This window comes from Pseudomonas sp. KH_027 (assembly GCF_057838565.1).
This window is the reverse complement of the sequence record NZ_CM174470.1, coordinates 815,395-842,090: the sequence shown is the minus strand read 5'-3', so window position 1 is coordinate 842,090 and position 26,696 is coordinate 815,395. Positions and strand designations below refer to the sequence as shown.

At 61.2% G+C, this 26,696-nt stretch carries 25 protein-coding genes; 12 read left to right on the top strand and 13 right to left on the bottom strand.

Annotated elements, in window-relative coordinates; all coding sequences use genetic code 11:
* Nucleotides 1-20: 20 nt before the first annotated feature.
* Both ccoG and mapR read left to right on the top strand, forming a co-directional pair.
* A complete protein-coding gene (gene ccoG, locus AC3IYG_RS03900; protein ID WP_489312417.1) occupies nucleotides 21-1,436 on the top strand; it encodes a cytochrome c oxidase accessory protein CcoG in 1,416 nt (471 codons plus the stop codon).
* Nucleotides 1,437-1,509: 73 nt separating this feature from the next.
* Nucleotides 1,510-2,919: a GntR family transcriptional regulator MpaR gene (mapR, locus tag AC3IYG_RS03895; protein ID WP_489313833.1), complete on the top strand. Its 1,410-nt coding sequence runs from the start codon at nucleotides 1,510-1,512 to the stop codon at nucleotides 2,917-2,919.
* Between the two features lie 59 nt (nucleotides 2,920-2,978).
* On the opposite strand, the gene AC3IYG_RS03890 is transcribed toward mapR, so the two are convergent.
* On the bottom strand, nucleotides 2,979-4,034 hold the full coding sequence (locus AC3IYG_RS03890) for an NAD(P)H-dependent flavin oxidoreductase (RefSeq protein ID WP_489312416.1): 1,056 nt from the start codon (nucleotides 4,032-4,034) through the stop codon (nucleotides 2,979-2,981).
* 127 nt (nucleotides 4,035-4,161) lie between these two features.
* Between AC3IYG_RS03890 and AC3IYG_RS03885 the strand changes: the two genes are divergently transcribed.
* The 4 genes from AC3IYG_RS03885 to AC3IYG_RS03870 all read left to right on the top strand — a co-directional run bounded on the left by AC3IYG_RS03885 (nucleotide 4,162) and on the right by AC3IYG_RS03870 (nucleotide 7,923).
* Complete coding sequence (locus AC3IYG_RS03885; RefSeq protein WP_489312415.1) at nucleotides 4,162-5,049, top strand: LysR family transcriptional regulator; 888 nt, start codon at nucleotides 4,162-4,164, stop codon at nucleotides 5,047-5,049.
* A gap of 394 nt (nucleotides 5,050-5,443) precedes the next feature.
* Nucleotides 5,444-6,352 (top strand): SDR family oxidoreductase, encoded by a 909-nt coding sequence (locus AC3IYG_RS03880; RefSeq protein WP_489312414.1) that lies wholly within the window; start codon nucleotides 5,444-5,446, stop codon nucleotides 6,350-6,352.
* Between the two features lie 8 nt (nucleotides 6,353-6,360).
* On the top strand, nucleotides 6,361-6,879 hold the full coding sequence (locus AC3IYG_RS03875; RefSeq protein ID WP_489312413.1) for a hypothetical protein: 519 nt from the start codon (nucleotides 6,361-6,363) through the stop codon (nucleotides 6,877-6,879).
* Between the two features lie 21 nt (nucleotides 6,880-6,900).
* On the top strand, nucleotides 6,901-7,923 hold the full coding sequence (locus AC3IYG_RS03870; protein WP_489312412.1) for an AraC family transcriptional regulator: 1,023 nt from the start codon (nucleotides 6,901-6,903) through the stop codon (nucleotides 7,921-7,923).
* A gap of 347 nt (nucleotides 7,924-8,270) precedes the next feature.
* On the opposite strand, the gene AC3IYG_RS03865 is transcribed toward AC3IYG_RS03870, so the two are convergent.
* Nucleotides 8,271-9,191 (bottom strand): LysR family transcriptional regulator, encoded by a 921-nt coding sequence (locus tag AC3IYG_RS03865; protein WP_489312411.1) that lies wholly within the window; start codon nucleotides 9,189-9,191, stop codon nucleotides 8,271-8,273.
* A 111-nt stretch (nucleotides 9,192-9,302) separates the two neighbouring features.
* On the opposite strand from AC3IYG_RS03865, the gene AC3IYG_RS03860 reads away from it, so the two are divergent.
* On the top strand, nucleotides 9,303-9,743 hold the full coding sequence (locus AC3IYG_RS03860) for a carboxymuconolactone decarboxylase family protein (RefSeq protein WP_489312410.1): 441 nt from the start codon (nucleotides 9,303-9,305) through the stop codon (nucleotides 9,741-9,743).
* A 5-nt stretch (nucleotides 9,744-9,748) separates the two neighbouring features.
* Nucleotides 9,749-10,168, top strand: a complete 420-nt coding sequence (locus AC3IYG_RS03855; protein ID WP_489312409.1) for a cupin domain-containing protein — start codon at nucleotides 9,749-9,751, stop codon at nucleotides 10,166-10,168.
* 888 nt (nucleotides 10,169-11,056) lie between these two features.
* Here the strand turns inward: AC3IYG_RS03855 and AC3IYG_RS03850 are convergent.
* The 7 genes from AC3IYG_RS03850 to AC3IYG_RS03820 form a co-directional block, all read right to left on the bottom strand.
* Nucleotides 11,057-11,560, bottom strand: coding sequence for a DUF4189 domain-containing protein (locus AC3IYG_RS03850; RefSeq protein ID WP_489312408.1), 504 nt, complete (start codon nucleotides 11,558-11,560; stop codon nucleotides 11,057-11,059).
* Nucleotides 11,561-11,681: 121 nt separating this feature from the next.
* Nucleotides 11,682-12,173, bottom strand: a complete 492-nt coding sequence (locus AC3IYG_RS03845; protein ID WP_489312407.1) for a hypothetical protein — start codon at nucleotides 12,171-12,173, stop codon at nucleotides 11,682-11,684.
* A 5-nt stretch (nucleotides 12,174-12,178) separates the two neighbouring features.
* Nucleotides 12,179-12,682 carry a DUF4189 domain-containing protein gene (locus AC3IYG_RS03840; protein WP_489312406.1) on the bottom strand — a complete coding sequence of 168 codons (504 nt, stop codon included), beginning with the start codon at nucleotides 12,680-12,682 and terminating at the stop codon, nucleotides 12,179-12,181.
* A 259-nt stretch (nucleotides 12,683-12,941) separates the two neighbouring features.
* Nucleotides 12,942-13,655 carry a transposase gene (locus AC3IYG_RS03835; RefSeq protein WP_489312405.1) on the bottom strand — a complete coding sequence of 238 codons (714 nt, stop codon included), beginning with the start codon at nucleotides 13,653-13,655 and terminating at the stop codon, nucleotides 12,942-12,944.
* A 349-nt stretch (nucleotides 13,656-14,004) separates the two neighbouring features.
* On the bottom strand, nucleotides 14,005-14,517 hold the full coding sequence (locus AC3IYG_RS03830) for a DUF4189 domain-containing protein (protein WP_489312404.1): 513 nt from the start codon (nucleotides 14,515-14,517) through the stop codon (nucleotides 14,005-14,007).
* The gene (locus AC3IYG_RS03825) at nucleotides 14,514-15,428 is read right to left on the bottom strand and encodes a type IV secretion system protein (RefSeq protein ID WP_489312403.1); all 915 of its coding nucleotides are present in this window, start codon (nucleotides 15,426-15,428) and stop codon (nucleotides 14,514-14,516) included. Before AC3IYG_RS03825 ends, AC3IYG_RS03830 begins: the two co-directional genes overlap by 4 nt.
* The gene (locus AC3IYG_RS03820; protein WP_489312401.1) at nucleotides 15,415-15,942 is read right to left on the bottom strand and encodes a DUF4189 domain-containing protein; all 528 of its coding nucleotides are present in this window, start codon (nucleotides 15,940-15,942) and stop codon (nucleotides 15,415-15,417) included. The genes AC3IYG_RS03825 and AC3IYG_RS03820 overlap by 14 nt, the downstream gene beginning before the upstream one ends.
* An 842-nt stretch (nucleotides 15,943-16,784) precedes the next feature.
* Between AC3IYG_RS03820 and aroQ the strand changes: the two genes are divergently transcribed.
* Both aroQ and AC3IYG_RS03810 read left to right on the top strand, forming a co-directional pair.
* Nucleotides 16,785-17,225 (top strand): type II 3-dehydroquinate dehydratase, encoded by a 441-nt coding sequence (aroQ, locus tag AC3IYG_RS03815; protein WP_489312400.1) that lies wholly within the window; start codon nucleotides 16,785-16,787, stop codon nucleotides 17,223-17,225.
* 5 nt (nucleotides 17,226-17,230) lie between these two features.
* Entirely contained in the window at nucleotides 17,231-18,091 is an 861-nt protein-coding gene (locus tag AC3IYG_RS03810; protein WP_489312399.1) for a shikimate dehydrogenase, read from the top strand.
* A 176-nt stretch (nucleotides 18,092-18,267) separates the two neighbouring features.
* Here the strand turns inward: AC3IYG_RS03810 and AC3IYG_RS03805 are convergent, their stop codons facing one another.
* Entirely contained in the window at nucleotides 18,268-18,936 is a 669-nt protein-coding gene (locus AC3IYG_RS03805) for a TetR/AcrR family transcriptional regulator (RefSeq protein ID WP_489312398.1), read from the bottom strand.
* Between the two features lie 99 nt (nucleotides 18,937-19,035).
* On the bottom strand, nucleotides 19,036-20,946 hold the full coding sequence (gene quiC / locus AC3IYG_RS03800; protein ID WP_489312396.1) for a 3-dehydroshikimate dehydratase QuiC: 1,911 nt from the start codon (nucleotides 20,944-20,946) through the stop codon (nucleotides 19,036-19,038).
* A 731-nt stretch (nucleotides 20,947-21,677) separates the two neighbouring features.
* On the opposite strand from quiC, the gene AC3IYG_RS03795 reads away from it, so the two are divergent.
* Both AC3IYG_RS03795 and AC3IYG_RS03790 read left to right on the top strand, forming a co-directional pair.
* Complete coding sequence (locus AC3IYG_RS03795) at nucleotides 21,678-23,015, top strand: MFS transporter (protein ID WP_489312395.1); 1,338 nt, start codon at nucleotides 21,678-21,680, stop codon at nucleotides 23,013-23,015.
* Nucleotides 23,016-23,115: 100 nt separating this feature from the next.
* The gene (locus tag AC3IYG_RS03790; protein ID WP_489312394.1) at nucleotides 23,116-24,738 is read left to right on the top strand and encodes a methyl-accepting chemotaxis protein; all 1,623 of its coding nucleotides are present in this window, start codon (nucleotides 23,116-23,118) and stop codon (nucleotides 24,736-24,738) included.
* Nucleotides 24,739-24,744: 6 nt separating this feature from the next.
* On the opposite strand, the gene AC3IYG_RS03785 is transcribed toward AC3IYG_RS03790, so the two are convergent.
* Nucleotides 24,745-25,629 (bottom strand): DMT family transporter, encoded by an 885-nt coding sequence (locus AC3IYG_RS03785; RefSeq protein WP_489312393.1) that lies wholly within the window; start codon nucleotides 25,627-25,629, stop codon nucleotides 24,745-24,747.
* Between the two features lie 235 nt (nucleotides 25,630-25,864).
* Nucleotides 25,865-26,680 carry a sugar phosphate isomerase/epimerase family protein gene (locus AC3IYG_RS03780; RefSeq protein ID WP_489312392.1) on the bottom strand — a complete coding sequence of 272 codons (816 nt, stop codon included), beginning with the start codon at nucleotides 26,678-26,680 and terminating at the stop codon, nucleotides 25,865-25,867.
* Nucleotides 26,681-26,696: the final 16 nt, after the last annotated feature.

The window sequence follows — 26,696 nt, the reverse complement described above, 5'->3', positions numbered from 1 at the left end:
CGCCTGATGGGGCAACCGCCATGACTGAACGCATACCCGCCAAGATCGTCGAGACGATCGACCCGCGCACGACTCTGCGCCTGACACCGGCACAGGCTGGCGGCCCGATTCACACCCGCAGCTTCAATGGCTTTTTCCGCAGCCTGCGTTTGAACGGCGCCGGTGCGCTGTTCCTGCTGTTTTTCGGTACCGCCTGGCTGAACTGGGGCGAGCGGCAGGCCGTGCTCTGGGACCTGGCCGGGCGCAAGTTCTACATCTTCGGTGCGACCTTCTGGCCGCAGGACTTCATCCTGCTCTCGGCGCTGCTGATCATCTGCGCCTTCGGCCTGTTCTTCATCACCGTACTCGCCGGCCGGGTCTGGTGCGGCTACAGCTGCCCACAAAGCGTCTGGACCTGGGTATTCATGTGGGCGGAGAAAGTCATCGAGGGCGACCGCAACCAGCGCATCAAACTGGACACCGCGCCCTGGTCGGCGAACAAGCTGCTGCGGCGCACGGCCAAACACGCGATCTGGCTGGCGGTGAGCCTGGCCACGGCGCTGGCCTTCGTCGGCTACTTCACGCCGATCCGCGAACTGGTGCGCGAGCTCTTCACCCTCGAACTGGACCCAAGCACCGGGTTCTGGGTGTTCTTCTTCACCAGCGCCACCTACCTCAATGCCGGCTGGCTGCGCGAGAAAGTCTGCCTGCACATGTGCCCCTACTCGCGCTTCCAGAGCGTGATGTTCGACGACAACACCCTGAACGTGACCTACGACGCCGCCCGCGGCGAAGGCCGTGGCGCCCGCAAGAAAGACGCCGACTATCAAGCCCAAGGCCTGGGCGACTGCATCGATTGCACGATGTGCGTGCAGGTCTGCCCCACCGGCATCGACATCCGCGACGGCCTGCAGCTGGACTGCATCAGCTGCGGCGCCTGCATCGACGCCTGCGACAGCGTGATGGACAAGATGGGCTACGCCCGTGGCCTGATCAGCTACACCTCCGAACGCGCCCTGGCCGGTGGCCGCACGCACCTGCTGCGCCCACGCCTGGTCAGCTACGGCGCCGTGTTGCTGCTGATGATCGGCGCCTTCGTCTGGGCCCTGGATGTGCGTCCGCTGGTGTCGCTGGACGTGACCAAGGACCGCGGCCTGTTCCGCGAGAACAGCCTGGGCCAGATCGAGAACGTCTACAGCCTCAAGGTCATCAACAAAACCCAGGAGCCGGCCCGTTATGCGCTGTCGCTGCTCGACGCCGCCCCCTTCGCCCTGCAAGGCCAGCGCGAGCTGCAGCTGGCGCCGGGGGAAATCGTCGACCTGCCGGTCAGCGTGGTGCTGACCGACGAGCGCGCCGTCAGCACGTCCGCAACGCTGCGCTTCCAGGTGACCAACCTCAGCGATCCGGAGACTCACGTCAGCGCCAACAGCACCTTCGTCGCGCCGATAAATCGCTGAGCCGCATCGCATGCCCCGTGAACTGCCAGTAAAGTGCCTGCTCCAGACCTCGCTGCCGGTGAACCAGGACACGATGAAACGCTACGAGAAGTTTGCCGATGACATCGCCGAACTCATCCGCACCGGCATGCTGGCCCCCGGCGAAAAAGTCCCCTCGGTGCGGCACGCCAGCCGCACCTATGGGGTCAGCCCCTCGACGGTGTTCCAAGCGTATTACCTGCTGGAAGATCGCGGCCTGATCCATGCCCGACCGCGCTCCGGCTACTTCGTGCGCGAGCATGCGCAGAGCCCGCTGCACGAGCCGGAGATCAGCTCGCGGCAGGCGCAAACCACCGAGGTCGATGTCAGCGAACTGGTGTTCTCGGTGCTCGGCTCATTGAAAGACCCGAACACCGTGCCTTTCGGCTCGGCCTTTCCCAGCCCGCACCTGTTCCCCCTCCAGCGCCTGGCCCGCTCCATGGCGCAGAGCGTGCGCAAGATGTCGCCCCACGAAGTGATCAGCGACATGACCAGCGGCAACCCCAACCTGCGCCGCCAGCTCGCCCTGCGCTACATGGTCAGCGGCGTGATGCTGGCGCCGGACGAACTGGTGATCACCAACGGCGCCATGGAAGCGCTCAACCTCTGCCTGCAGGCGGTCACCAGCCCCGGCGACCTGGTCGCCATCGAAGCGCCGGCGTTCTACGCCACCCTGCAAGTGCTGGAACGGCTGAAACTCAAGGCGGTGGAAATACCCGTGCACCCGCGTGAAGGCATCGACCTCGACACCCTGGCCGACAGCCTGTCCCGCCTGCCGATCAAGGCCTGCTGGTGCATGAGCAGCCTGCAGAACCCGCTGGGCGCGAGCATGAGCGAAGACAAGAAGCGGGCGTTGTATGCCTTGTTGCAGCGCCATCAGGTGCCGCTGATCGAGGATGACGTCTACGCCGAACTGTACTTCGGCAACCAGCCGCCCAAGTCGGTGAAAAGCTTCGACCGCGACGGCCTGGTGATGCACTGCAGCTCGTTCTCGAAAAGCCTGGCGCCCGGCTACCGGGTCGGCTGGGTGGCCGGCGGGCGCTACGCCGAGCAGATCAGCCGGCTCAAACTGATGACCACCATTTCACCCTCGGTGCCGGCCCAGGCCGCCCTCGCCGACTACCTGCAACATGGCGGCTACGACCGCCACCTGCGCAAGCTGCGCCACGCGCTGGAGGCGCAACAGGGTTCGATGCTGGCCTCGGCCGCCCGGCATTTCCCCGCCAGCACGCGGGTCACCCACCCCAGCGGCGGCTATTTCCTCTGGTTCGAATTCCCCGAACAGGTCGACTCGTTGAAGTTGTTCCAACTCGCCCTGGCCCAGGGCATCAGCCTCGCACCGGGGCCGATCTTCTCCGCCACCCGGCGCTTCGGCAACTGCGCCCGCCTCAACTACGGCCACCCCTGGGATGCCCAGAGCGAACAGGCGATGGCCGTGCTCGGGCAGATCATCGGCTCCTTCTGATAGGTCCGGGCAACACAACGCCAGGCGTCGGCGCGGGGTGACTGGCGACGGTAGCCGGGCTAGCCCGGCATTTCTTCCAACAACGTGTTGATCAGTTGCGCAGCCGGCATCTCACGCACCAGGGCGGCGGCCTGCCCGGCCCATTGCACGGCGAAATCATGGTTGCCCTTGGCGCTGGCGGCAGCGTGCAGCGCCTTGGCCGCATCGTAGGCGATCGGGTAATCCGGCACGCGATAAGCGCCGGGCGCGCCGACCTCGCTGAACAAGCGATTGACGATGCCCCGCGCCGCGCGACCGGATATCACGCTGCTGACCTGCGTGTGCCGGGCACGTTCGCTTTTCAGCGTTTGCCGGTAGGTCGCATTGGCAGCGGACTCGGGGCAGAGAATGAACGCAGTGCCCAGCTGCGCGGCACTGGCACCCAGCGCCATGGCGGCGCCGATGCCCTGCCCATCCATGATCCCCCCCGCAGCGATCACCGGCCGCCGCGCGTGCTTCACGATCAGGCGCACCAGCGCCAATGTCCCGATCCCCGCATCGCCGCGCTCCGGCTCGAACACCCCACGGTGACCGCCGGCCTCGATGCCTTGGGCGATGATGAAATCGACGCCCGCTTCTTCCACCAGGGCGGCCTCCTCCAGCGTGGTGGCAGTCGCCAGCAAGGTGATGCCGGCCTGCTTCAACGCCTGGATCTGCTCTTGCGGTGGCAGGCCAAAGTGGAAGCTGACCACTGCCGGGCGCTCGGCGAGCAACAGTTCGAGCATCGCCTCGTCCTGCAGGAAGCTGGGATAGATCTCCCGCAGCGCGGCTGGCGGCGCGGCGTCGAATTCGGCGAAGTACGGCGCGAGACGTTCCAGCCAGGCGGCTTCCACCTGCGCATCGGCTACCGCCGGGCGGTGGCAGAACAGGTTGACGTTGAAGGGCTTGCGAGTCAGGGCACGGGTTGCGCCGATCAGCGTCCGCGCCTGCTCCGCCGTGCTGGCACCGACGGCCAGCGATCCGAGACCACCGGCATTGGAAACGGCCGCCACCAGCTCGGGCGTCGAGACACCCACCATCGGCGCCTGAATGATCGGGAACTCAACCCCGGGGATCTGCGCGGGTTGGTTTTTCATTGGATTCCCCCTGGTAAATGCGTGGAAAGGCAGCACTGTCGGCAACGCTAGAATGCTCGATAAAATCATCTCTGCAAAGGATTGATTTACCGATTAGAATCTGCAAAAGAGATAAAGGAACCGCAGCATGGACCTGTCAGCGCTGGAAATTTTTCGGGCGGTCGTCCAGGAACGCAGCATCACCCGCGCCGCCCTGCGCCTGGACCGGGTGCAATCGAACGTGACCACGCGCATCCGTCAGCTCGAAGAAGAGCTCGGCGTGCAGTTGTTTCTGCGCGATGGCAAACGCATGACGCTGACAGACAGGGGCCAACGCTTTCTCGCCTACAGCGAACAGTTGCTGACCCTGGCCGAGGAGGCGCGCCAGGCCATGCACCCGGATACGCCCAACGGCCAGCTGCGCATCGGCTCGATGGAAAGCACTGCCGCCAGCCGTCTGCCCAGGTTGCTGGCGCAGTACCACAACCAATGGCCCGGGGTCCGGCTGGAGGTCAGCACCGGGCCGAGCCGCGCACTGCTCGAAGCCTTGCAAGAGCACCGGCTCGACTGCGCACTGATCGCCAAACCGCTGTCGCTGCAAGCCGGCCAATGGGTTGCCGACGCCTTGACGCCCGGCCTGCAAGGGATAAAGGCCTTCTCAGAAGAACTGCTGCTGGTGATGCCGGCTCAGCACCCCCGGGTGCGCGGACCGGCGGATGTGAATATCCATACCCTGGCGGGCTTTGCACGCGGCTGCAGCTATCGCCAGATCGCGGAAAGCTGGCTGAGCAACCATCCGCAAGGCACGGACAAGCCCCTCAAGGTGCAGGAAGTCGGTTCCTACCACGCCATTCTCGCCTGCGTCAGCGCCGGCTCCTGCATCGGCATCCTGCCCAGGTCGGTGCTCGAACTGCAGCGTGAACCGCCAGACGTGCGCACTCACCCTGTGATGCAGATCGACACCCACCTGGTCTGGCGCTCCGGCTATGACACTGCGGCGCTCGAGTCGCTGCGCGGCCTCCTGCAGGGCGCCTAGTGGCCTGTGCGGCCAGCGCTGAATACCGTGCGCACCATTCTGGGCATGTGTACCCCCGCGCCGAGCCCGCGCACGGCTGCCGTGTGTCACTCGGCAGCTGACCCCTTTTGCCCTTCGCCCTGTGATTCGCAGAGCAATAGGGAGCAAGTATCAGGGGGAAGTAGCCCAGAAGACGGCGCAGCAACTTATTGAGCGGCTACAGACGGCAAAAATGTCGTGCGCTACTTCACCGGGCCAGAGGCGCGGAAACGGAAAAGCGGACACCCAGTACCGCAATCAGCGGTTGGAGATCATCGCTGGCGCAATCGGATGAACGATTGGCGCGATCTGATTTCGCGAAGCAGGCCTGAGGCACGAAGATATGTGATATCGCTCACATTGCACAGGAACGACGATGCCCACCAAAACTATCTTCATCACCGGCACTAACTCGGGCTTTGGAAAAGCAACCGTGGAGCAATTTGCCCGAGCGGGCTGGCAGGTGGCTGCGACTGTACGAAACCTGTCAGCACATGCTCAATTGTTTAAGGGTTTTCCCAATGTCACCCTGTTTGAGCTGGACGTGACTGACTTTGCACAGGTAGAAGCCGTTGCTCAGGCCGCGATTACAACGTTTGGCACCATCGACGTGGTGGTGAATAACGCCGGTTATTGTCTGATGGGGCCGACCGAGACATCCAGCATGGAACAAATCAAGCGGCAGTTTGAGACCAATGTGTTTGGCGTGTTTGCGGTCACCAAGGCTTTTATCCCGCACTTTCGCAGCAAGCTCTCCGGTATGTTTATTAACCTGGCGTCAGCCAGTGCTCAGTTCAACTACCCGTTTATTGCCGCTTATGGCAGCAGCAAGTGGGCGGTGCGCGGCATGACGGAGAGCCTTGGCATTGAACTAGCCCCATTCAACATCGAAGTGAAGGCCATCTACCCAGGCCTGCACGCCACCAAAATATTCACCAAGCTGGACGACGGAGGCGATGCTAAAAACCCCGCGTTTGAGGCGTATGAAAAGTATTTCAGGACCTTTTTGTCGGCGCAGGAATCGATTCCCAACGTGACATCTCCTACCAATATCGCCAACGAAATATTTCAGGCAGCCACCCATGCCAAGGGCAAGCTCCATATTGTTTCGGGAGGCGATGCCAAGCTGTATGCATTCCTCAAAGCCATCCTGCCGGAACGCGTGTTCCAGAAAATGCAGCTCCGCGCCATGTCTCAACCACTCTCTGCCATGGAGATTTCGTTTGCCAAATGGCTATTTGGTTCCAACCTGGCCCAGCTCGAAGTTGGCAAACCCAAACTCTAGGAGCCAACATGGACTTCGCACAACACATGGTCAATTACTATAAAGGCGAGTGGCTGGAAGCCCTTATCTTGACGGCGTTTGGTATTGCAACCACGGGGCTGGCATTGGTGATGTGGCAGCTCGCGGACCAGAACTCCCTCCTCAAGGGGCTTTTCTACCCCATTGCATTCTTGGCCGCATTTACTGTTTTGGCTGGTGGTTTCGGTGTCTATAACAACAGCCAGCGACTTGCCGCCATGCCTGTCCAGTACGCACAAAGCCCGACGACGTTTGTTCTGGCAGAAAGCGACCGTTTTGAAGGCGCCAACGGGGTCAATACCTGGTGGATGCCTTTGAAAATGCTGTGGGCAGTTCTAGCTGTCGTGGGCATTTCGTTGTCCTTCATCACCCGCAGCGAGCTGACGCATGGCGTTGCCATCGGTTTGATATGCATCGGTGCGATGGGATTTTTGATTGACGGGTTCGCACACCACAGGGCCAAGCTATATACAGAGGCTTTGCTGGCCCAGAATGCCGCGCAACCATGAGCACCGTAGAGCGCATAACCCATGACCGCTGACCGGATACCCTTGCCTGGTCCCGGACTTAAACGGCTGGCCCACTTGGGCCTGGACGTGGATCAGATACTACGCCACGCAGGCATCTCACCCACCCTGCATCATCAAGCCAAGGTGTCGCTCACCACACGCCAGTATTTCGCCCTGTGGGTGGCCATCGAAGCGGTGAGCGGGGATGAGCTGATCGGCCTGCGTCTGGGCGGCGAGGTACGCCCCGACCAACTCGATCCGGCCTCTTTCGCAGCGCTGCACTCCAGCACCTTCGGAGAGGCGCTGGAGCGTTTGGCGCGATACAAGCGGCTGTCGTGCCCTGAGACCATTCGCGTGGAGTCCGACGGTGATACAACCCGCATCAGCTTTCATTGGTTGTGGGCGAAAGACCCCGCGCCCAGCACTTTGACTGATGCTGCGTTTGCCAACATCCATCTCCTGCTTCGCTGTGGAACCGGCAAAGCCATGACTCCGTTGCGAATTGAGCGTACGCAGCTGCGGGGCAATAGCCAGCGCTATACAGACTACTTTGGCTGCGAAGTGCGCGCTGGAGCGCCGCACGATGTGCTCGTGTACGCGAGCCGCACGCTGGACGAGCGCTTTGTCACCAGCAACCTAGACCTCGTCGCCGCATTGCTGCCGGGGCTGGATATGCAACTGGCCATCGCATCGCCCCCGTCGTTTGACCAGCAAGTGAAAGCAGTGCTGACCCAGATGATGCGAGGCAAGCGCCCCAGCATGGAGGCCGTAGCGCGCCACCTATGTCTGAGCCCTCGAACCCTACAGCGGCGCCTGACCGAAGCGCATACCAGCTACCAAAGTATTCTGGACGCCGTGCGCCTGGACACCGCCTGTAAGCTGCTGGGCCACACCGACATGGAGCCCGGAGAAATTGCTTTTTACCTTGGCTTTGAGGAGGCCAACTCTTTCCTGCGGGCATTTCATAAGTGGCAGGGTATGACACCGACACAGTGGCGTACTCAGGCACCCACTACACCAAACGCTCGGAACTCGCCCACCTGATCGGCCAGTCAGTTTGAGCTATACCCTAGGCGATGTGCCGTGACCGGGTATCGGACAAGCGTGCAGATCACCAAGTCTAGCGGTGGAAGTAAGAACAATAGGGGACAAACAATAGAACTAAAGGGGTCAACTAAAGGGGTCGCAACTAAAGGGGTCGGAGTGAATTATCTAACAGCCTTGCTTAAGCCCCACTGATCAAAAATAAATCACTCCGCCCCCCTTTAGCTCTGACCCCTTTAGCTCACTGCGCGGCCTCCTGCAGGGCGCCTAGCGGCCTGTGCGGCTAGCGCTGAATACCGTGCGCAACGTTCTAGGCATGTGTACCCCCGCGCCGAGCCACGAGGGACTCAGGACTTCATCATCCAAAGCGGGTCGCTTGCCATCAGCGCTGCTGCCCAGTCGGCGAAGGCCCGTACCCTGGCCGACAAATGCCGCGTGTAGGGATACACGAGGCTGATCGACATGCTTCCCAGCTCCCAGCCTGGTAGCACCTCAACCAGCGTCCCCGTCTCGAGATGCGGACTTGCCTCCGCGCGCGGAATCGAGACGATGCCAAGGCCTGCCAACCCAGCAGCGATGTAAGCGCTGCCATTGTTGAAGCGCATCGCCGGCAATTGTTCGATCGTAAAGCTGTCATCGCCTCGATGAAGTACCGGGATTAGCGGCCTGCCTGAGGCGGGAAATGTGAATCCGAGATAACGGTGGTGCAGCAAGTCCTCGAGCTTTTGTATCGGCGTCGAACTCAGCAAATAGGCAGGCGACGCGCATAGGCAAAAGCGCATCTGCCCCACCGGACGACACACCAGGTTCTGGTCAGCGACCAAACCGCCTCGAAAAGCACAGTCAATGCCTTCCTGCACGAGGTCAACCACGCGCTCGCTACAGCCGATATCCAGCTGAATCTGTGGGTATCGCGCCGTGAACTCCGGTAGCGCTGGAATAACGAGGCATGTAGCAACCCCCGTAGGCATCTCAACTCTCACCCTGCCACGCGCCACACTGCGGCTCTGTGCAACTGAAGCCTCCAGCTCGTCGAGATCATCCAATACCGAACGTGCGCGCTCATAGTAGGCAGCGCCATCAGTCGTCGGCGAAACCCTCCTGGTGGTCCTGTGCAATAGCTTCACGCCCAGCAGCGACTCAAGTCCCTGAACTTGGCCGGAAATCGTCGTTTTCGCCACCTTCAGCGCCTCCGCCGCGCCGGTGAAGCTTCCCACTTCAACGATGCGACAGAACGCGCGCATTGCCTCTAATCGATCGAAAGCCATGATTGTCCTATTTTTCGCCCAATTAAACCGGTTGCAGCTAGTTTATTCGCCATCTACAGCCTAATAAAGTTACTCCAAGGCCGAATTCCCTCGGTCAGATGGAGAACGAAAATGAGCTCAAAACGCCTCAATTACTACCAGGCCGCCCCTCAAGCAATGAAAGCCATGCTTGGCCTCGAGAAAGCCGCTTCCGAATCGATACTTCCCGGTTCGCTGCGTGAACTCGTGCGAATCCGCGCTTCGCAGATCAACGGCTGCGCGTACTGCATCGACATGCACACCGCCGACGCGACCAAGGCGGGCGAGAGTCTTCGCCGTCTGATGGCCGTGAGCTCATGGAAGGAAACGCCTTTCTTCGACGAGCGCGAACGCGCCGCCCTGCTGTGGGCCGAGACACTGACGCTGGTTGCAGCCACCCACGCGCCGGATGAGATCTACGAGGAAGTGGCCGCCGTCTTCAATGACCAGGAGTTGGCCGAACTGACCTTCATCATCGCCGCAATCAATGCCTGGAATCGCTTTGGCGTTGGCTTTGCGATGCAGCCGGAGTGAACGCCATGAACCTGCTCGCCAAGACACTCGGTATTGCAGTCGCAGGGTTGCTCAGTTCTGTCGCCCTGGCTCACGGGGGCGGCGCCGGAGATGAGGTCGTCACTCCGGTCGCGCAAACCGCGCTGCCTCCCCAGGTATTCAAGAGCGCCACTGCCACTCGCGTCGATTTCGCCCCTGGCGCGACTTCGACCGCACATCGACACCCGGGACACGTGTTTGTCGTGGTATTGAGCGGCGAAGTTGAATCAGCACTCGACAGCCAGCCTGCGCAGCGCTTCAAGGCTGGTGACGCCTGGTACGAGAGCCCTGGGCAATTGCACCGGGTGACCCGCAATGCAAGCGACTCTGAGCCGGCTTCATTGGTCGCCTGGTTACTGTCCGACGGCAAAGAGGCACTGATCCAGCCAGTCGAGTTGAAGAAGTGAACTAAAACTGAAGGGTCAAACTAAAGGGGTCGGAGTGAATTATCTAACAGCCTTGCTTAAGCCCCACTGATCAAAAATAAATCACTCCGCCCCCTTTAGTTCTAACTGTGCTGCAGCTAGCAAGCGCCAGAGTCCCCATGAGAAAAATGATGGTGAAAGTGGGCTTCATGGCTATTATCGAATTCGCACCGGCAGGCTGCAGGCGGTGTAGTAGGCGTGGCAGTTGACGCGTCCAGCATCACGGCATGTCTTCATGCCCACTGCGACCGCTTCATCCACTGTGGGGGCATTGGGCGAGTTGAGAGCTTATAGGGGACAAGAGCTTATAGGGGACAGACCACGATTAATCAGAGCGCGCCCTCAGCAAAATCGTGGTCTGTCCCCTATTACCTCTCTGCCAAACCTCAGCAGGCCGCTGCGGCGCTTGTCCTTGGGTTTCGCCGCCAGGAAGCCAAGAACAGCTACCAGGGTCATTGGGCGAAAACTTGAACGGCGCCATGCCGGAAGGACAACCGCCATCTGCATGCGCCAGGCCATTCCAAAGCAGGCTCGCTCCCATCAACAACAAGGCTTGTGCGAACATCTTCATTCATCACGCTTCTCCATCCACCTTAAGCAGGATTAAAGGGGCCGGGCCCCTTTTACTTTTTACTACCTTTTACTACGAAGAATATGAACTACTGGATGCGCACTGGCAGGCTGCAAGCGAAAACAATAGGGGACAGACTACAATTAATCAGAGCGCGCCCTCAGCAAAACCGTGGTCTGTCCCCTATTACCTAGAGTGCGTAGTTTCATGAATCCCCCTGAAGTAATCATTTAATTGAAATCAATGCTGCAGAGAGCATCGATTGGAAGCCTGAGCACCGCCTCGTTTAAGAATATGAACTACTGGATGCGCACTGGCAGGCTGCAAGCGGAGTAATAGACGTGGCAGCCGGCGCGTCCTGAGTTACGACATGTCTTCATCCCCATTGCAACTGCTTCATCCACCGTGGGGGCAGAGGGCGTGTTGTAGGCGCCGTCACCCACGACAACTGCAGCGCACTGGTTGTAGTACGGAAGCTCAACCTTGCAATTCATTCCGCCTTTTGACTGGCAATCCTGTACGGCCACCTCTGAAGCTTCTTGCTTGCTCCGCTTGTCTGTGGACACGCCCAGAATGCCATCTGGCGCAGAAGTCGCAAGCGCTCCCCAGCGCCGCTCCCACTGGGGTGCAGGTGGCTGCGGCGCCTGCTGATTTCCGCCGCCCGGAAGAGGTGCGCAAGCCGCGACGCTTCGATTCCCTATTGGATAGGAGCCTGGTGGACAACCCCCTTCCGCATGCACAAGGCTCACCCATAGAGCTCCGGTGACGATCAAAAAAAAACTACGCAAGAAAGTTTTGAACATGATCAGGTCTGCCTAAGTCGATTGCTGCAATGATTAAAGGGGCCGGGCCCCTTTTACTCGCGTGACTGGGAAGGATGGTGTTCATTGCATCTTCGTATGACATGCGTATCTCCGTGAGGATTTAGAGAGAGTCGTTTATCAGTCGATAGAGCTTCCAACAGCCGTCTTGCCTTCTGAAAAAGAAGGTCAGCTGGTAATCGATATCTTCTTTGGTCAGCTGGGCTGTCGCTTCATCGGAACTCGAAGTTATCAAGGTCATCTGAAGCTTCTCGCTGGCCTGTTGCTGCGTGCTGGGAATGAGAGGGAAACTCAACTGCGACACACGCATGTTCTTGACGATGGGCTTGGGTTCCGGCTGCGCATTGGTATCAATAGATTCACTTTGCACAGGGTCTGCGACAAAGGCTTTTTGAACAGCAATGCTGCCGACGAAGGCATCGACAAAGCGCACGAAGTCCTGAGAGGGGCAAGCGACCAAACTCGAGTTTGAAACCGTTAGGGTGCCTATTTCGGGGGTGCGTTGAAAAGTGCTCTCTTTTGGGGTACTCAATGTGCCGCAGCTAGCAAGCGCCAGAGTCCCCATGAGAAAAATGATGGTGTAAGCGGGCTTCATGGCTATTATCGAATTCGCACCGGCAGGCTGCAGGCGGTGTAGTAGGCGTGGCAGTTGACGCGTCCAGCGTCACGACATGTCTGCATGCCCCTCGCAATGGCTTGATCCACTGTGGCTCGGCTAGATACGTTGTAGCCACCGTCGCCTACAACAACCGCGGCACATTGATTGTCATACGCGGCGTCGATCTTGCAATTCATGCCGCCTTTTGACTGGCAATCCTGCATTGCAATTAGTGAGGCTTCTTCTTGGCTCACCCTATTGGTGGCGACGCCCAGAGCGTCTTTAGGCCCATCCGTCGCAATCGCACCCCATCGACGTTCCCATTGCTGAGCTGGCTGCTGCGGCGCCTGCTGACTTCCACCGCCCATAGGCGCGCAAGACGGGGGCTGATTGGGTGCGAATTGGAAGGGGAACATGCCTGCAGGGCAACTTCCTTCGGCATGCGCCAGGCCATTCCAAAGCAAGCTTGCCCCCATCAACAACAAGAATCGTGTCAGAATTTTCATGCTGCTTCTCCGTCCATTTTGAGCGCTTTCGCGGGGATTAAAGGGGCCAGGCCCCTATTGCTGATTGCTGCACATGGCGGTCATCATTGCCGCTTACACGGCCGATAGAGTCGCAGCGAGTACATCAACAATGATGCGTAGCGAATCGTCAGGCAATTCATGGTGGGGTCACATCCTCTTTACTCGCCGCGTACGAGTTCCGGCAAAACAATAGAAACAATAGAAACAATAGAAACAATAGGGGACAGACCACGTTTTTCTAGAACAACAAATCACTCTCAGGCTGGACGCTCTTTCTCGGCCTACCAGACTTTCCGCGTACAGCTCTTTGCCCCAACATACGTTCTACTTCTATCGCAAACCTTGAACTACCGAGGGCATAATTGCCATTCGTGGCCACTCGAATCTGATCTACAAGGCCCGGTTCAAGTTGATACCTGAACAGCTCCCGGTAGGCCTCAGCACTCTGCCCGTTCGCTCCACTCAAGGCAGCATATAACGGGTGAGGCGTAACCAGATTCGACGGCTCCGACTGGGCATTCACTCTATAGCTCGACCAGCGGTATTCGGCGGGATGCTCAACCATTCCAGCCCTGACGGGATTCAACTCTATGTATCGATAACACGCCAGTACATAGCTTTCCTCCTGCATCAGGCAGGAGCGAAACCGCCCCTCCCATAAAGTGCCAGTGCGGTGGTATGTACGGTTGACGTATTGCACATAACGCTGCCCAAGCCCCTTCATCAGTAACCCTACACTTTCCGCCTTGCTGGCTGTTACGAGCAAATGAACATGATTGGTCATCAGGCACCAAGCATGGATCATGCAACCGTGTTTTCTTGCTTGACTCGCAAGATGCTCCAGGTAGAACAGATAGTCATCTTCTGCAAAGAAACAAGCAGAATGGTTATTTCCTCGCTGAATAAGATGCAGAGGCATACCTGGCAGCAGTAATCGGGCTCGACGTGGCATATGGAAACTCCCTTCTCCATGGTCTGATGTTGGATAACCAAACTAACTATTGAGAGAAACCGTGGTCTGTCCCCTATTACCCACTATTGAGAGAAACCGTGGTCTGTCCCCTATTACCCCCTGCAGCGTGCAGGAAAACACAGATTCTTCGTTTGCCGCGCACAGTTGGGGTGCGTGGGTCTTCGGCTGCGCCTTCTGCGCAGAGGCGTGAAAGCAAACAAGGCCGAGTACGGCGGCGACAACAAGCGAATTGATGGATTTCATGGAATGTTCGTTGTTCAAATCAACAGCTTTTGGCAGAAGGAGTCGCGAGTGTTGTTGTGGGATTGGCGTGACAAAAGCTAAGCAACTAGCGAATTCGCACTGGTAGGCTGCAGGCGGTGTAGTAGACGTGGCAGTCTGGGTTTCCTTCGTCACGACATGTCTTCATGCCAAGTTGGGTGGCTTTTTCTATGGTTGCGGCATTGGGGGTGTTATAAGTTTTACTGCCCATGACCACCACGGCACATTGGTTGTCATACGCGACGTCGATTTTGCAATTCATGGCGCCTTTGGACTGGCAATCCTGCATGGCTACTTTTGATGCTTCTTGCCTGCTCTGCTTGTCTGTGGCGACACCCATCGCGCCTTTTGTCCCATCCGTCGCAATTGCCCCCCACCGACGCTCCCATTGCTGGGGAGGCTGTTGTGGCGCCTGCTGATCTTCATAACCCGGAATTGGCATACAACTCCACTGGCTTTGGTTAGGTTTGTAAGGCTGCATGCCGGTAGGGCAGCCCCCTTCCGCATGCACCAAGCAGCCCCTCAGCAACCCTAGGCCCACCAATAGCAGTCCACGCATGAGATTCGCATCCATGGTCATACCAAATGTCTCGTCGAAATCTGCGTGGTATTCGATGGCATGCCTGGTGGAATATTGACCTTGATGGCATCGGCTTGGCTAGAAGAGCCGGCGGTGTCGTAGGCGCGGTTGTTAAACCCACCGGTTGACTGTCCCATGGGAGCCGTTTGCTCCGCCTGGCTGGTTGGCTGCTGCGCATAAGTACCCGGAGCCTGTCCCTGCAGCCCTGGACGATTCGCACCTCCGCCCGGACTGACCTGTGCATACGGTACGAAGCCGCCCAACGTCCCCGCAAAAAACGCCGCAGCCATGGGCGGCGTAGAAACCAGCAGCACCGTCATCAAGAGTCCGATGCCACCCTGCTGCATCGCCTGATTGGTGAACCCCTCGGCCGTTTGACCGGTGATCGCATTGACGATGTTCGATGCCCACAGCGCCGCAGCCACCCGTGCGGTCTGCTCCAGCACGATGGAGGCCATGAAGTCCAACACGGCGAGCGAGAACAAGGTGCCCAATCCATACATGAGCCAGCGGTTGAACATCGGCTTGGTCTGTTCGAAGATCAGGCACAGGATGAACAGCGGGCCGAAGCCGATGAACAGCGCAATGGCCACCTGGTACATCAGCAGCATGGCGCCTGCTGTCATCGGTGGCCCGGCCACCCCCAGCCCGGCGATCAGCGAAGCGCGTCCCTGGGCGGCGACGGCCGACACGTCATGGGAGGGCGCCTGCACGCCGTCGATGGCGCCCATGGCCAGCTGCGTCCAGGCGAGGTTGCTGTCGATGGAATCGGTGAGTGAGCCATCGGAACCCGTGACCAGGCTCCTGATCTCGGTGCTCAGGCCCCCGTTGATGCCGAAGAACTGCTGAAGGTCCACGGACCCCACGGCCATGGTGGTGGCAGCGACGATGACGGCGTTAGTGCGGTGCATGGCATCTACCGAATTCGCACTGGCATGCTGCAGGCGGAGTAGTAGGTGTGGCGCCGGTGCTTCCGGCGTCGCGACATGTCTTCATACCGATTTCAACGGCTTCGTCCGTCGTGCCAGCCGACGGTGTGTTGAAACCACCACTGCCCACGACGACAGCAGCACACTTGTTGCCATAGGTTGTGTAGATTTTGCATGCGTCGCCACCGCCTTTTGACGCGCAGTCGCTCAAGGCCGCTTGCGACGCTTGCTGCTCGCTTGACTTGTTGGTGGCCACACCGAGAATGCCCTTGGATGCATCTGCAGCGATCGCTCCCCATCGACTCTCCCATTGGGGAATCGGCGACTGTTGCGCCTGTTGCAACGCTTCAAGGCGTTTGCGCTGCTCGTCGAGTACACGCTCCTGCCGCTCACGAATCAGGTCGCTGTCTGCCGGTAACGGGGGAGTGGCCGCATGGCCGATGCCGACAGCAAACATCAGGACGCTCGGCAGCGCCCAATAGCGGAGTGCAAACATGCCATCAATCCCTTGAATTGGCCTGGTCGATAATTTACCCCAACGGTTGTAACGCGTCTATGCGCAGGCCCCATGCCTACTGGCTGATCGGCTGTATTGCAGGCGGGTACCCAACGCCATGCCACTGCACTTGCCAGGGGCAGAACCTGGCGAAAAGCCTGTTTGCACCCCCGTGGTTTCGTGGGCAAAACAAGAGCGCCCGCAGCGGGCCAAAACCGCGGTAAAAAACGCTGCAAGCGCCTGTTTACGGTGGATTCAGGATTCAACAGCGGGCGCATCGAGCGCCTGTCTGGCGCTGACTCCGCACCTTCGCGCGGCCCGCGAAACCCGACCCGAACGGGTAAAGCGCAAGTGCCCAGGCGGCGGAAAAACAGGGGAGTTTTCCCCCGTCGCGGCAATTCTGAACAATTGTCACAGCCATCTCCGCGACCAGAAATCTCGCCTGGTTTTAGAGCAGCGGCACGACCTCCCGCCCATTGCCGCGGACCACGACCTGAACCGCATTACGACCTCCACGCGGATGAAGCGAGTCGCTGGCTATTGAGCACTACACCCCAGCGATCAACACTCCGCGGCGAGGCCTGCACGCGTTAATCGGTCGATAATCGAACGCATATTTAGCCCTGGCTCATCCCGCCCGAGCGGCGGCTGAAACCCGCTCCAGCGCTGGCTTGCGGCCATTTCAGGGGCACCGCGCACCGTCCGCGCCGCCTCGTTTGGCCATGAGCCAAGCCGGGTGCGAGCGGCGAGCACATTGACCAAATTAACCAGTTAGTACATTTTGCCGCCAACGGTTTGGCCCACCCGGCGCTGAAACCACAATAACAATGGAGGTCATGCCAATGACTCGTACTGTGCTGGTATTGAACGGCCCGAATCTCAACCTGCTCGGCACCCGCGAGCCGGCAACCTACGGCTACGAAACCCTGGCCGATATCGCCGCCCTGTGCAGCGCCACCGGCGTCGAATTGGACCTGGCCATCGACTTTCGCCAGACCAATCACGAGGGCGAACTGCTCGACTGGATTCATCAGGCACGCGGGCGCTGCGCCGGCATCCTGATCAACCCGGCCGCCTGGACCCACACCTCGGTGGCCATCCGCGATGCGCTGGTCGCCAGCGAACTGCCGGTGCTCGAGGTTCACTTGTCCAACGTGCACAAGCGCGAAACCTTCCGGCACCACTCCTTCGTTTCCGCAATCGCCGTCGGGGTGATCTGCGGCTTTGGCAGCCACGGCTATCGCCTGGCGCTGCAGCACTTCAACCAACTGCTCAAGGGATGAACACCATGCCCCAGACCAACCCCGCCAGCGTGCTCGCCGGCCTGATCGGCGCCGGCATCCAGGGCTCGCGCACCCCCGCCATGCATGAGTGCGAGGGTGATGCCCAGGGCCTGCGTTACCTCTATCGCCTGATCGACCTGGACCAACTGCAGCTCGACAGCAGCGCCCTGCCCGAGCTGCTGACGGCGGCCGAACGCATGAGCTTCACCGGCCTGAACATCACCTTCCCGTGCAAGCAGGCGATCATTCCGTTGCTCGATGAGCTGTCGGCCGAGGCCCGGGGGATCGGCGCGGTGAATACCGTGGTGCTCAAGGATGGCCAGCGCATCGGTCACAACACCGACTGCCTGGGCTTCGCCGAAGGCTTCCGGCGCGGCCTGGACGGCGTCGCCCGGGCTCGGGTGGTGCAGATGGGTGCCGGTGGCGCCGGTGCGGCAGTGGCCCATGCGCTGCTCAGCGAAGGCGTGCAGCAACTGAGCATTTTCGATGTCGATACCGACCGTGCCCAGGCCCTTGCCGACAACCTCAACCAGCACTTCGGCGCAGGCCGGGCGCAAGCCGGCAGCGACCTGCCGGCGGCCATGGCGATGGCGGATGGCCTGGTCAACACCACGCCGATGGGCATGGCCAAGCTGCCCGGCACGCCGGTACCGGCCGAGCTGCTGCGGGCCGAACTGTGGGTGGCGGAGATCGTCTACTTCCCGCTGGAAACCGAATTGCTGCGCGATGCGCGCGCGCTCGGCTGTCGCACCCTGAACGGTGGCGTGATGGCGGTGTTCCAGGCGGTGAAGGCGTTCGAACTGTTCAGCGGTATCGTCCCGAACGCGCAACGCATGCTCGCGCACTTCAACAGCATGAATCGCTGACCGCCGCCCCGCGTTCGCGAGGATGACAGGGCAAGGCGAACATCCCCGCCGGCCTCGTCACTCCCGCGAAGGCGGGAATCCAGTGGGCGGATGGATCGCTCAACCTGAGCGCCCCGGCCTTGGCCATCTTCATCGCCAAGGCTCGCGCAGCGGCTCAGTCCTTGCCGAGGGCCTGCTCAGACTTGCAGATAGCGCAGCACCGACTCGCAGATCATCTGTTTGTGGCGCTGCTTGACCTGCTCGTCGGGCAGGTCGATCTGGAAGATTTCACCGAAGGTATGGCGATTGGATACCCGGTAAAAGCAGAAGGAGCTGATCAGCAGATGCACGTCGAGGGCGTTCAAGCCCTGGCGGAAAACCCCCTCGGCGGCCCCTCGGCGCAGCAAGTCATCGAGGGCGTGGAGGATGGTGTTATTCAGCGCGCGAATCACCTCGGACTGCTTCACATACTCGCCGTGGTGGATGTTCTCGATACTGACGATGCGCACGAAATCGACGTTGCGGTCGTGGTGATCGAAGGTGAATTCGACCAGCCGCTGGATCGCTTGGCGTGGCTCCAGTTCGGTCAGATGCAGGCGATTTTCAGTGTTGCGGATGTCGCCGTAAACCTTCTCCAGCACCTCGACGTAGAGCTGCTCCTTACTGCCGAAGTAGTAATAGATCATGCGCTTGGAAGTCTGCGTGCGCTCGGCGATGGCATCCACGCGCGCGCCGGAAAGCCCTTGCTGGACGAACTCGGCGATGGCCGCCTGGAGGATGTTCTCGCGGGTCTTTTCCGGGTTGTTCTTGCGGCTCTTGCGAGGCACCGCAACGGGCTCGGCGGAGAGTTCTGCGGTAATTGTCATTATGGACTCACAGCCTTCGATGAACTCGGGCAATTATGGGTTGGGCGGCGGCGTGAAGAAAGCCTGGAACCCAGGCTTTCCACGGTGCGAGGGCGCGCTTCAGAGCTTGGCGTGGCGCGCTGCGCCGCTGCGGGACTTGGCCATGGCCGCCAGGCGCACCGCGACGTTGGCGGCACCATAACCGACGTAGCCATTCTTGCGTTGCAACAGCTCGAAGAAGAAGCGCCCTTCGAAAGGCTCGGTGTAGACATGGAACAGCTCGCCGCCCTGCGCATCGCGGTCGTAGAGCACGTTGTAGTACGCCAGCTCGCTGAGGTATTCGTCGTCGAAGTCGAAGCGCGCGGCGAGATCGTCGTAATAGTTCAGCGGGATATCCAACAAGGGCACCCCGGCATCCTTGGCGCGATTGATCTCGGCGAACAGGTCATCGCAGGAAAAGGCGATGTGGTGTACGCCAGAACCGCGATAACTGGACAGCGCGTGGGAGATCGCGGTGTTGCGATTTTCCGAAACGTTCAGCGGCAGGCGCACTGAGTTGCAGCGGCTGCGCAAGGCGCGGCTTTTGACCAAACCATAGGGGTCGGGCAGTACCACTTCGTCATCGGCTTCGAAATCGAACAGGCTCTTGTAGAACAGCACCCAGCTGTCGAGGCTGTCCGCCGGTAGCACCATTGCCATGTGGTCGATACGCAACAGGCTGCCGCTCTGGCGGGCGGCCGGGTCGAGGTGGAAGTCCCGGTCGTAGAGGCTTTCTTCGGCGGCGGGCTGGTCCACCAGGTAGATCAGACTGCCGTCGGGCGCGCGCACGGCGTTGAGCTCGCGCTCGTTGGGCCCGACCAGGCCGCGGTAGGGTTGCCCCTTGAACTCACGGGCACGCTCCAGGGCTGCGGCGCCATCCTTGACCCGCAGTGCGGTGGCGCACAGCGACGGGCCGTGGGCCTCGAAGAAGCTGTGGGCGAACGAATAGGGCTCGGCGTTGAGGACGATGTTGATGTCGCCCTGGCGCAGCAGGCTGACATCCTTGGAACGGTGCTGCCCGGCTTTGGCGAAGCCCAGGCGCTCCAGCCAATTGGCGAGTTTGGCGCCCTGGGCCTCGTCGACGGCGAATTCGAGGAACTCGACCCCCTCGTAACGACTGGCCTGCGGCGGCGCGAAGAGGATGTCCAGATTGGGGGCCGGCGTCGGGTCTTTTTCCAACAGCAGGCGGGTCTTCTCTTCCAGGTAGAGCAGCGAGCGCAGGCCGTCGGCGGCATTGCTGCGCGGCGGCGCGGCGCGGAAGCCGTCGTTGAAGATTTCCAGCGACAGCGGGCCGGTATAGCCGCTGCGGATGATCGGCGCGAGGAAGCCCGGCAGATCGAACTCGCCCTGGCCCGGGAAGCAGCGGAAGTGCCGGCTCCACTCCAGCACATCCATCGCCAGGATCGGCGCGTCGGCCATCTGCACGAAGAAGATCTTGTCGCTGGGGATCTCGGCGATAGCCTGCGGGTCGCCCTTCAGCGACAGGGTGTGGAAGCTGTCGAGGATCACCCCGAGGGCCGGATGGTCGGCCTGCCGCACCAGTTTCCAGACCTGCTGCCAGGTGTTCACGTGGCGCCCCCAGGCCAGGGCCTCGTAGCCGATCCGCAGGCCGCGGCTGCCGGCACGCTCGGCCAGCAGGCGCAGGTCGTCGACCAGGATGCCCTCATCGCCAAGGGAGTCCGCGGCGACGTTGCTGCAGACCAGCACCAGGTCGGTGCCCAGTTCCTGCATCAGGTCGAACTTGCGCTCGGCGCGGTCGATGTTGCGCTGCAGGCGGTCGCGGCGGCAGCCTTCGAAATCGCGGAATGGCTGGAACAGGGTGATGGCGATACCGAGGTCGGCGCACATCTGGCGGATCTCGCGCGGGCTGCCGTCGTAGTAGAGAAGGTCGTTCTCGAAGATTTCCACGCCGTCGAATCCGGCGGCGGCAATGGCTTCGAGTTTTTCCGGCAGGGTACCGCTCAGGGAAACGGTGGCAATCGAACGTTGCATGTTTCAGCTCCAGTCCTGGTTGTTGGCGCCGGCGCTGCGAACAGCGGCACGTCAAGGTACGCCCCATGTTCAGCAGCAGGCCACTTGGCTTCGCGCGGGTGACAATCGCAGGCAACGATCCGGCAAGGTTCAGGGTGAAACGATTATTCGCGCGTAAACTCTGTACAGCAAAGCAAAGTGTACGAACCAGTTAGTTTTGTGTTCGATTATCGAACAAAAGCCCTGTTATCGAATTGACGATTTTTCGATCACTGCGCAACATCAGCAGCACATTGCAGACATCCACCTTTGTGTCAGGCAGCCAACCGGCCACCTTGGTGTTCTGCGATAACCACCCAGAGTCGCACCATAACAATTTCAAGAATCGGGTAAATGCTCATGTCCGCACTCACCGCCCTACCTGCCTGCTCTCGCTTCACTCCCCATCAGCGTAGCCAGTCGCACTGCCTGCGACGACGAACCGCAGCCCTGCCGCCATTCCGTTCGCGGCTGAACCCCTGCGCTGAATAAGTTGGGTCGCCGGCGCACTCCAGGCAGCCCCTGACGCGACGGTTCCCGGTTATCAGGCCCCTCCAGATTCCTCTGCACCGCCATGCGCCAGCCTACGGGCGGCACACGCACACCGTTCGGCCCAAGGGCCTGCACGGCAGAGCATCAAGGGGTTCCTGAGTCGAGTCGAAGTCCCGATTGGTGGATAGCCTCCCCAGTCATTGAAAGGATGGCCATACGAAATGATTCAATCTCAAAGCACGAGCGTCGCGCCGAAATTGGGCCACGCCCAAGGCGGGATCGGCGACAAGATCCGCGGCGCCATGGCAGTCGGCAAGACCCGCTGGGGCATGCTGGCCCTGGTCTTCTTCGCCACCACCCTGAACTACATCGACCGCGCCGCACTGGGCGTGATGCAGCCGATCCTGGCCAAGGAAATGAGCTGGACGGCGATGGACTACGCCAACATCAACTTCTGGTTCCAGGTCGGCTACGCGGTCGGCTTCATCCTTCAGGGCCGCTTCATCGACAGGGTCGGGGTCAAGCGCGCCTTCTTCCTCGCCGTGCTGCTCTGGAGCCTCGCCACTGGCGCTCACGGCCTGGCCACCTCGGCGGTCGGCTTCATGATCTGCCGCTTCATCCTCGGCCTGACCGAAGCCGCCAACTACCCGGCCTGCGTGAAGACCACCCGCATCTGGTTCCCGGCCGGCGAGCGTGCCGTGGCCACCGGCATCTTCAACGCCGGCACCAACGTCGGCGCCATGCTGACCCCGGCCCTGCTGCCGTTGATCCTGGCGGCCTGGGGCTGGCAGGCCGCGTTCGTCGCCATGGCCCTGCTCGGCATTGTCTGGCTGGTGTTCTGGGCGCTGAAATACTACAACCCGGATGAGCACCCGAGCGTCAAACAGAGCGAACTGGACTACATCAACCGGGACGATGAGCCGGTGCAGGTCAAAGTGCCTTTCTCGCAGATCCTGCGCATGCGTGGCACCTGGGCCTTCGCCCTGGCCTACGCGATCACCGCGCCAGTGTTCTGGTTCTACCTGTACTGGCTGCCACCGTTCCTCAACCAGCAGTACAGCCTGGGCATCAGCGTCACCCAGATGGGCATCCCGCTGATCCTGATCTGGCTGACCGCCGACTTCGGCAGCATCGGCGGCGGCGTCCTCTCGTCCTGGCTGATCGGTCGCGGCATGCGCCCCATCACTGCGCGCCTGGTGTCGATGCTGATCTTCGCCTGCACCATCGTCAGCGTGGTCTTCGCCGCCAACGCCAGCGGCCTGTGGGTCGCGGTACTGGCCATCGCCCTGGCCGTGGGTGCCCACCAGGCCTGGACCGCGAACATCTGGAGCCTGGTGATGGACTACACGCCCAAGTACATGATGAGCACCGTGTTCGGCTTCGGCGGCATGTGCGCAGCCATCGGCGGCATGTTCATGACCCAGATCGTCGGCTATGTGCTGACCGTCACCAACAATAACTACTCGCTGCTGTTCACCATGATCCCGGCGATGTACTTCATCGCGCTGACTTGGCTGTACTTCATGGCGCCACGCAAGATCCCGCAGCTGGAAAACTGATCCATCCCACGGAGGCCTGGCTCCAGGCCTCCGTTCACCGCCCCGCCGCTATCTTGTTTCTCCTTCGCAATCCGTTCAACCCCACAAGGGAGGCATGGCCATGAACCCACGTCATCTGAGCATCGCCATGCGTGCCTTGATCAGCTTCGGCCTGATCGCCCTGCTGGTGCTTCTGCAAGGCCTGTTCGCCCTCAGGCAGGTCGCCGAAGTACGCGCTACCGGCCAGCATACGGAGAACGTCTCGCTACCCAGCACCCGCTACCTGGGGGAAATCCGCGACTACATTCTGAGCATTCGCGTGCTCAGCCTGCGCATGGCGCTGAACCGCGAGCCGGCGGTGCTCACGCCCACCATCGACCGCCTGCACCTGCTGGAAGGCTGGCTACAAGACAGCCTGAACAAGTTCGAACCCCTGGTCGGCGATTACAACCGCCAGCAATACACGGTGTTCGTCGACACGGTGAAACGCTACCGGCAGACGCTCGACCAGTATGAGCAGCTGTCGCGGGAGAACCGCCTGGAGGACATGAGCGCGCTGCTCAACGGCCAGATCCAGGCCTATTCGACCCAGACCGGCGACCAGTTCGCCGAGCTGATGAAGCTGACCAGCGCCGAGGTTGCGCGCTCGGCGGAACATGCCGACGCGCTCTACGCCAGCGTCAAGCTGACGGTGCTCGGCGCATTGCTGGCGGGCGCCCTGTTGACCCTGTTGCTGGCCTGGCTGCTGACCCGCAGCATCGTCACGCCGATCCGCCAGGCGGTACGAATCGCCGAGCAAGTCGCCGACGGCGACCTGACGGCCAACATCGAGACGACCGGCAGCGATGAAGCGGCCCGCCTGCTGACCGCCCTGGCGAGCATGCAAACCAGCCTGCGTAACACCTTGCTGCTGATCGCCGATGCGTCCACGCAATTGGCCAGCGCCGCCGAGCAGATGAGCCAGGGCACTCAGGAAGGTTCCGGCCGACTGCAACAGCAGCACGATGAAATCGAACAGGCGGCCACAGCGGTCACCGAGATGACCGTCGCGGTCGAGGAAGTCGCCCGTAATGCGGTCTCGACCTCCGACGCCACACGCCTGTCCGCCCAAGCCGCCACCCAGGGCCAGGCCCGCGTGACGGAAACCATCGGCTCGATTCAATTGATGAGCAGCGACGTGCGCAGTGCCTCGGTACAGGTGCAGCAGTTGGCCGAACAGTCGCGGGAAATCGGCAAGGTGCTCGATGTGATCCGCGCCATCGCCGAACAGACTAACCTGCTCGCCCTCAACGCCGCCATCGAAGCGGCGCGTGCCGGCGAGGCCGGACGCGGCTTTGCCGTGGTCGCCGACGAGGTGCGCGCCCTGGCCCACCGCACCCAGCAGTCGACCCGTGAAATCGAACAGATGATCGCCCGCGTGCAGAGTGACACCGAGGGCGCGGTTCGCTCCATGCAGGGCAATAACCAGCGGGTCTCCAGCACCCTGGAAATTGCCGAACGCGCCGGCCAGGCCCTGGATGAGATCACCCAGGCCATGGAGCAGATCCATGAGCGCAATCTGGTGATCGCCAGCGCCTCGGAGGAACAGGCCCAGGTCGCCCGCGAGGTGGACCGTAACCTGCTGAATATCCGCGATCTGTCCTTGCAGAGCGCCGATGCCTCGAGCCAGGTCACCAGCGCCAGCCAGGAACTGGCCCGCCTCGCCAGTGGCCTGCAAGGCATGGTGGTGCGCTTTCGTCTCTGAACCGGCTCAGCGGCTGCGTTGCTGCAACCAGGCGGCCGCCAGGCCGCTGCAGCAGATCAGGGCGATCCCGGCCAATGTGGCGGGCTCAGGCGTATGGGAGAAGACCACGAAGCCGAGCAGGCCGGCGAAGACGATCTGGCAATAACCGAACGGCGCCAACAAGGCCGGCGCGGCGTGCCGGAAGGCCTGGGTCAGGAACAGGTGCGCGGTCATCCCGCAGGCCCCCAGCGCCACCATCAGCACACCATGCCCAAGGCTCGGCAACTGCCAGAAGAACGGCACCAGCGCACTCATCGCCAGGGTATTGAACAGCCCGGCAAAGAAATTGCTGGTGGTCGGGCTGTCGACCTCGCTGAGCTTGCGGGTAAGCAGTTGGTAGAAGCTGAAGCACAATGCCGAGCCGAACGGCAGCAGCACCGCCGGCGTGAACAGCTCACCGCCCGGATGCACGATCACCAGCACGCCGACGAACCCCAACAGCACCGCCGCCCATTGCCCCCGGCTGACCTGCTCGCCGAGCAACGGCACCGACAAGGCGGTGACCAGCAGCGGCGTGAGGAAGTTGACGGCCGTCGCTTCCGCCAGGGGGATGAACAACAGCCCGGTGGTGAACAGCAGGCTGGTACCCAGCAGGCACAGGGCCCTGAGCATCTGCAACCCGGGACGCTTGCTGCGCAACACGCGCAGCCCGGATTGCGGCAGGAAGATCCCCGCCATCAGCAGGGTATGCGCCAGGTAGCGGGCCCACACCACCATGACGATCGGGTAGAAGCCGGACAGGTACTTCGACAGCCCGTCATGGCTGGCGAACAGGAAAGTCGCCAGCACCAGCAGCAAAATGCCCTTGAGCGGTTGGTTGGCGCCAGACAGGGTCGAACTCGGCGTACTCATCGGTTTCTCGCAATCGGACAGGGCGAACAGCAACCAAGCTAATAGTTAGGCGACTAACTATTAAACAACAAACATATAGAACTACGTTCCACATCTCAAGCCAGACCAACGCACTGCGAAGCCATTGGCGAACTCCGCCCTGTCGCTCATTCAAGCGCTGCAATCACGGCGAAAACCATCAGGCCAGCCGTGCGACCAGGTTGGCGCTAAGCCTGCGAAACCCGACGCCCCTTCCTCAGAGTAGACTCAGCAGCGTCCGGGTCTTGTCCAGCGCCATCTGCGCACGCTGCAAGGCGCTGACGCCCTGCTCCAGTAACTGCCGAGTGGGAATTTCCAGGCTCAGCGGGATATTGGTCGGCAGGCAACGCAACAGCCCGAGCAGATCGCAGTCGCCATCACCGGGGAAGCGCCGTTCGTTGCGCGCCTGGCGCAGGATCTCGTCCATGTCGTCCGGGCGCGGGCCAGTCACGTCGCAAAGCTGCGCATAGCGCAGGCGCGATGGCGCCACCTCAGCCAGCTCTTCGAGGCACGAGGCGGAACGGTCGAAGTGAAAGGCATCGACCAGCACGCAGCCATTGGCCTGGCCGGCGTTCTCGACGATGCGCACGGCCTGGGTCAGGTTGCGGGCATCGGTCCAGGGCATGAACTCCAGGTGCGGATGCAGGCCATAGTGGCCGGCCAGCTCGCACAGGGCCGCGAAATTGTCGGTCTGCCGCGCCTCATCGGCATCGTTGCCGGCGACCAGCAGTTCGCTCGCACCGCACTCGGCGCCCACGGCGAGCAACGCTTCAAAATCGGCAACGCGGGTCTGCGCTTTCAAGCGCAGGATCTCCACGTCGAGCACCTTGAGCCCGGTATCGCGCAGACGCTCGAAGGTTTGCCGACGCAGCCCGGCATCGGCCACCAGCGGGAAATGCTGCTCCTCGGCGGTGGCCGGCTCCAGACGTAGGCCAACGTGGCTGTAACCAGCGCGGGCCGCCACCTCCACCATCTCGGGGGGCGACAGTTCGAGCACGGTCAGGGCGGCCAGGGAAAAAATACGTTCGCTCATGTTATTCACTTTTTTA

What these genes read in the sequence shown, in the direction of transcription:
- ccoG (WP_489312417.1), top strand. Translation starts at nt 21, where the DNA reads ATGACTGAACGCATACCCGCCAAGATCGTCGAGACGATCGACCCGCGC.
- AC3IYG_RS03845 (WP_489312407.1), bottom strand. Translation starts at nt 12,173, where the DNA reads ATGAAGCCCGCTTACACCATCATTTTTCTCATGGGGACTCTGGCGCTT.
- AC3IYG_RS03850 (WP_489312408.1), bottom strand. Translation starts at nt 11,560, where the DNA reads ATGTTCAAAACTTTCTTGCGTAGTTTTTTTTTGATCGTCACCGGAGCT.
- AC3IYG_RS03795 (WP_489312395.1), top strand. Translation starts at nt 21,678, where the DNA reads ATGATTCAATCTCAAAGCACGAGCGTCGCGCCGAAATTGGGCCACGCC.
- AC3IYG_RS03855 (WP_489312409.1), top strand. Translation starts at nt 9,749, where the DNA reads ATGAACCTGCTCGCCAAGACACTCGGTATTGCAGTCGCAGGGTTGCTC.
- AC3IYG_RS03885 (WP_489312415.1), top strand. Translation starts at nt 4,162, where the DNA reads ATGGACCTGTCAGCGCTGGAAATTTTTCGGGCGGTCGTCCAGGAACGC.
- AC3IYG_RS03810 (WP_489312399.1), top strand. Translation starts at nt 17,231, where the DNA reads ATGCCCCAGACCAACCCCGCCAGCGTGCTCGCCGGCCTGATCGGCGCC.
- AC3IYG_RS03820 (WP_489312401.1), bottom strand. Translation starts at nt 15,942, where the DNA reads ATGTTTGCACTCCGCTATTGGGCGCTGCCGAGCGTCCTGATGTTTGCT.
- AC3IYG_RS03870 (WP_489312412.1), top strand. Translation starts at nt 6,901, where the DNA reads ATGACCGCTGACCGGATACCCTTGCCTGGTCCCGGACTTAAACGGCTG.
- aroQ (WP_489312400.1), top strand. Translation starts at nt 16,785, where the DNA reads ATGACTCGTACTGTGCTGGTATTGAACGGCCCGAATCTCAACCTGCTC.
- quiC (WP_489312396.1), bottom strand. Translation starts at nt 20,946, where the DNA reads ATGCAACGTTCGATTGCCACCGTTTCCCTGAGCGGTACCCTGCCGGAA.
- AC3IYG_RS03890 (WP_489312416.1), bottom strand. Translation starts at nt 4,034, where the DNA reads ATGAAAAACCAACCCGCGCAGATCCCCGGGGTTGAGTTCCCGATCATT.
- AC3IYG_RS03780 (WP_489312392.1), bottom strand. Translation starts at nt 26,680, where the DNA reads ATGAGCGAACGTATTTTTTCCCTGGCCGCCCTGACCGTGCTCGAACTG.
- AC3IYG_RS03865 (WP_489312411.1), bottom strand. Translation starts at nt 9,191, where the DNA reads ATGGCTTTCGATCGATTAGAGGCAATGCGCGCGTTCTGTCGCATCGTT.
- AC3IYG_RS03830 (WP_489312404.1), bottom strand. Translation starts at nt 14,517, where the DNA reads ATGACCATGGATGCGAATCTCATGCGTGGACTGCTATTGGTGGGCCTA.
- AC3IYG_RS03875 (WP_489312413.1), top strand. Translation starts at nt 6,361, where the DNA reads ATGGACTTCGCACAACACATGGTCAATTACTATAAAGGCGAGTGGCTG.
- mapR (WP_489313833.1), top strand. Translation starts at nt 1,510, where the DNA reads ATGAAACGCTACGAGAAGTTTGCCGATGACATCGCCGAACTCATCCGC.
- AC3IYG_RS03825 (WP_489312403.1), bottom strand. Translation starts at nt 15,428, where the DNA reads ATGCACCGCACTAACGCCGTCATCGTCGCTGCCACCACCATGGCCGTG.
- AC3IYG_RS03805 (WP_489312398.1), bottom strand. Translation starts at nt 18,936, where the DNA reads ATGACAATTACCGCAGAACTCTCCGCCGAGCCCGTTGCGGTGCCTCGC.
- AC3IYG_RS03860 (WP_489312410.1), top strand. Translation starts at nt 9,303, where the DNA reads ATGAGCTCAAAACGCCTCAATTACTACCAGGCCGCCCCTCAAGCAATG.
- AC3IYG_RS03785 (WP_489312393.1), bottom strand. Translation starts at nt 25,629, where the DNA reads ATGAGTACGCCGAGTTCGACCCTGTCTGGCGCCAACCAACCGCTCAAG.
- AC3IYG_RS03835 (WP_489312405.1), bottom strand. Translation starts at nt 13,655, where the DNA reads ATGCCACGTCGAGCCCGATTACTGCTGCCAGGTATGCCTCTGCATCTT.
- AC3IYG_RS03790 (WP_489312394.1), top strand. Translation starts at nt 23,116, where the DNA reads ATGAACCCACGTCATCTGAGCATCGCCATGCGTGCCTTGATCAGCTTC.
- AC3IYG_RS03840 (WP_489312406.1), bottom strand. Translation starts at nt 12,682, where the DNA reads ATGAAAATTCTGACACGATTCTTGTTGTTGATGGGGGCAAGCTTGCTT.
- AC3IYG_RS03880 (WP_489312414.1), top strand. Translation starts at nt 5,444, where the DNA reads ATGCCCACCAAAACTATCTTCATCACCGGCACTAACTCGGGCTTTGGA.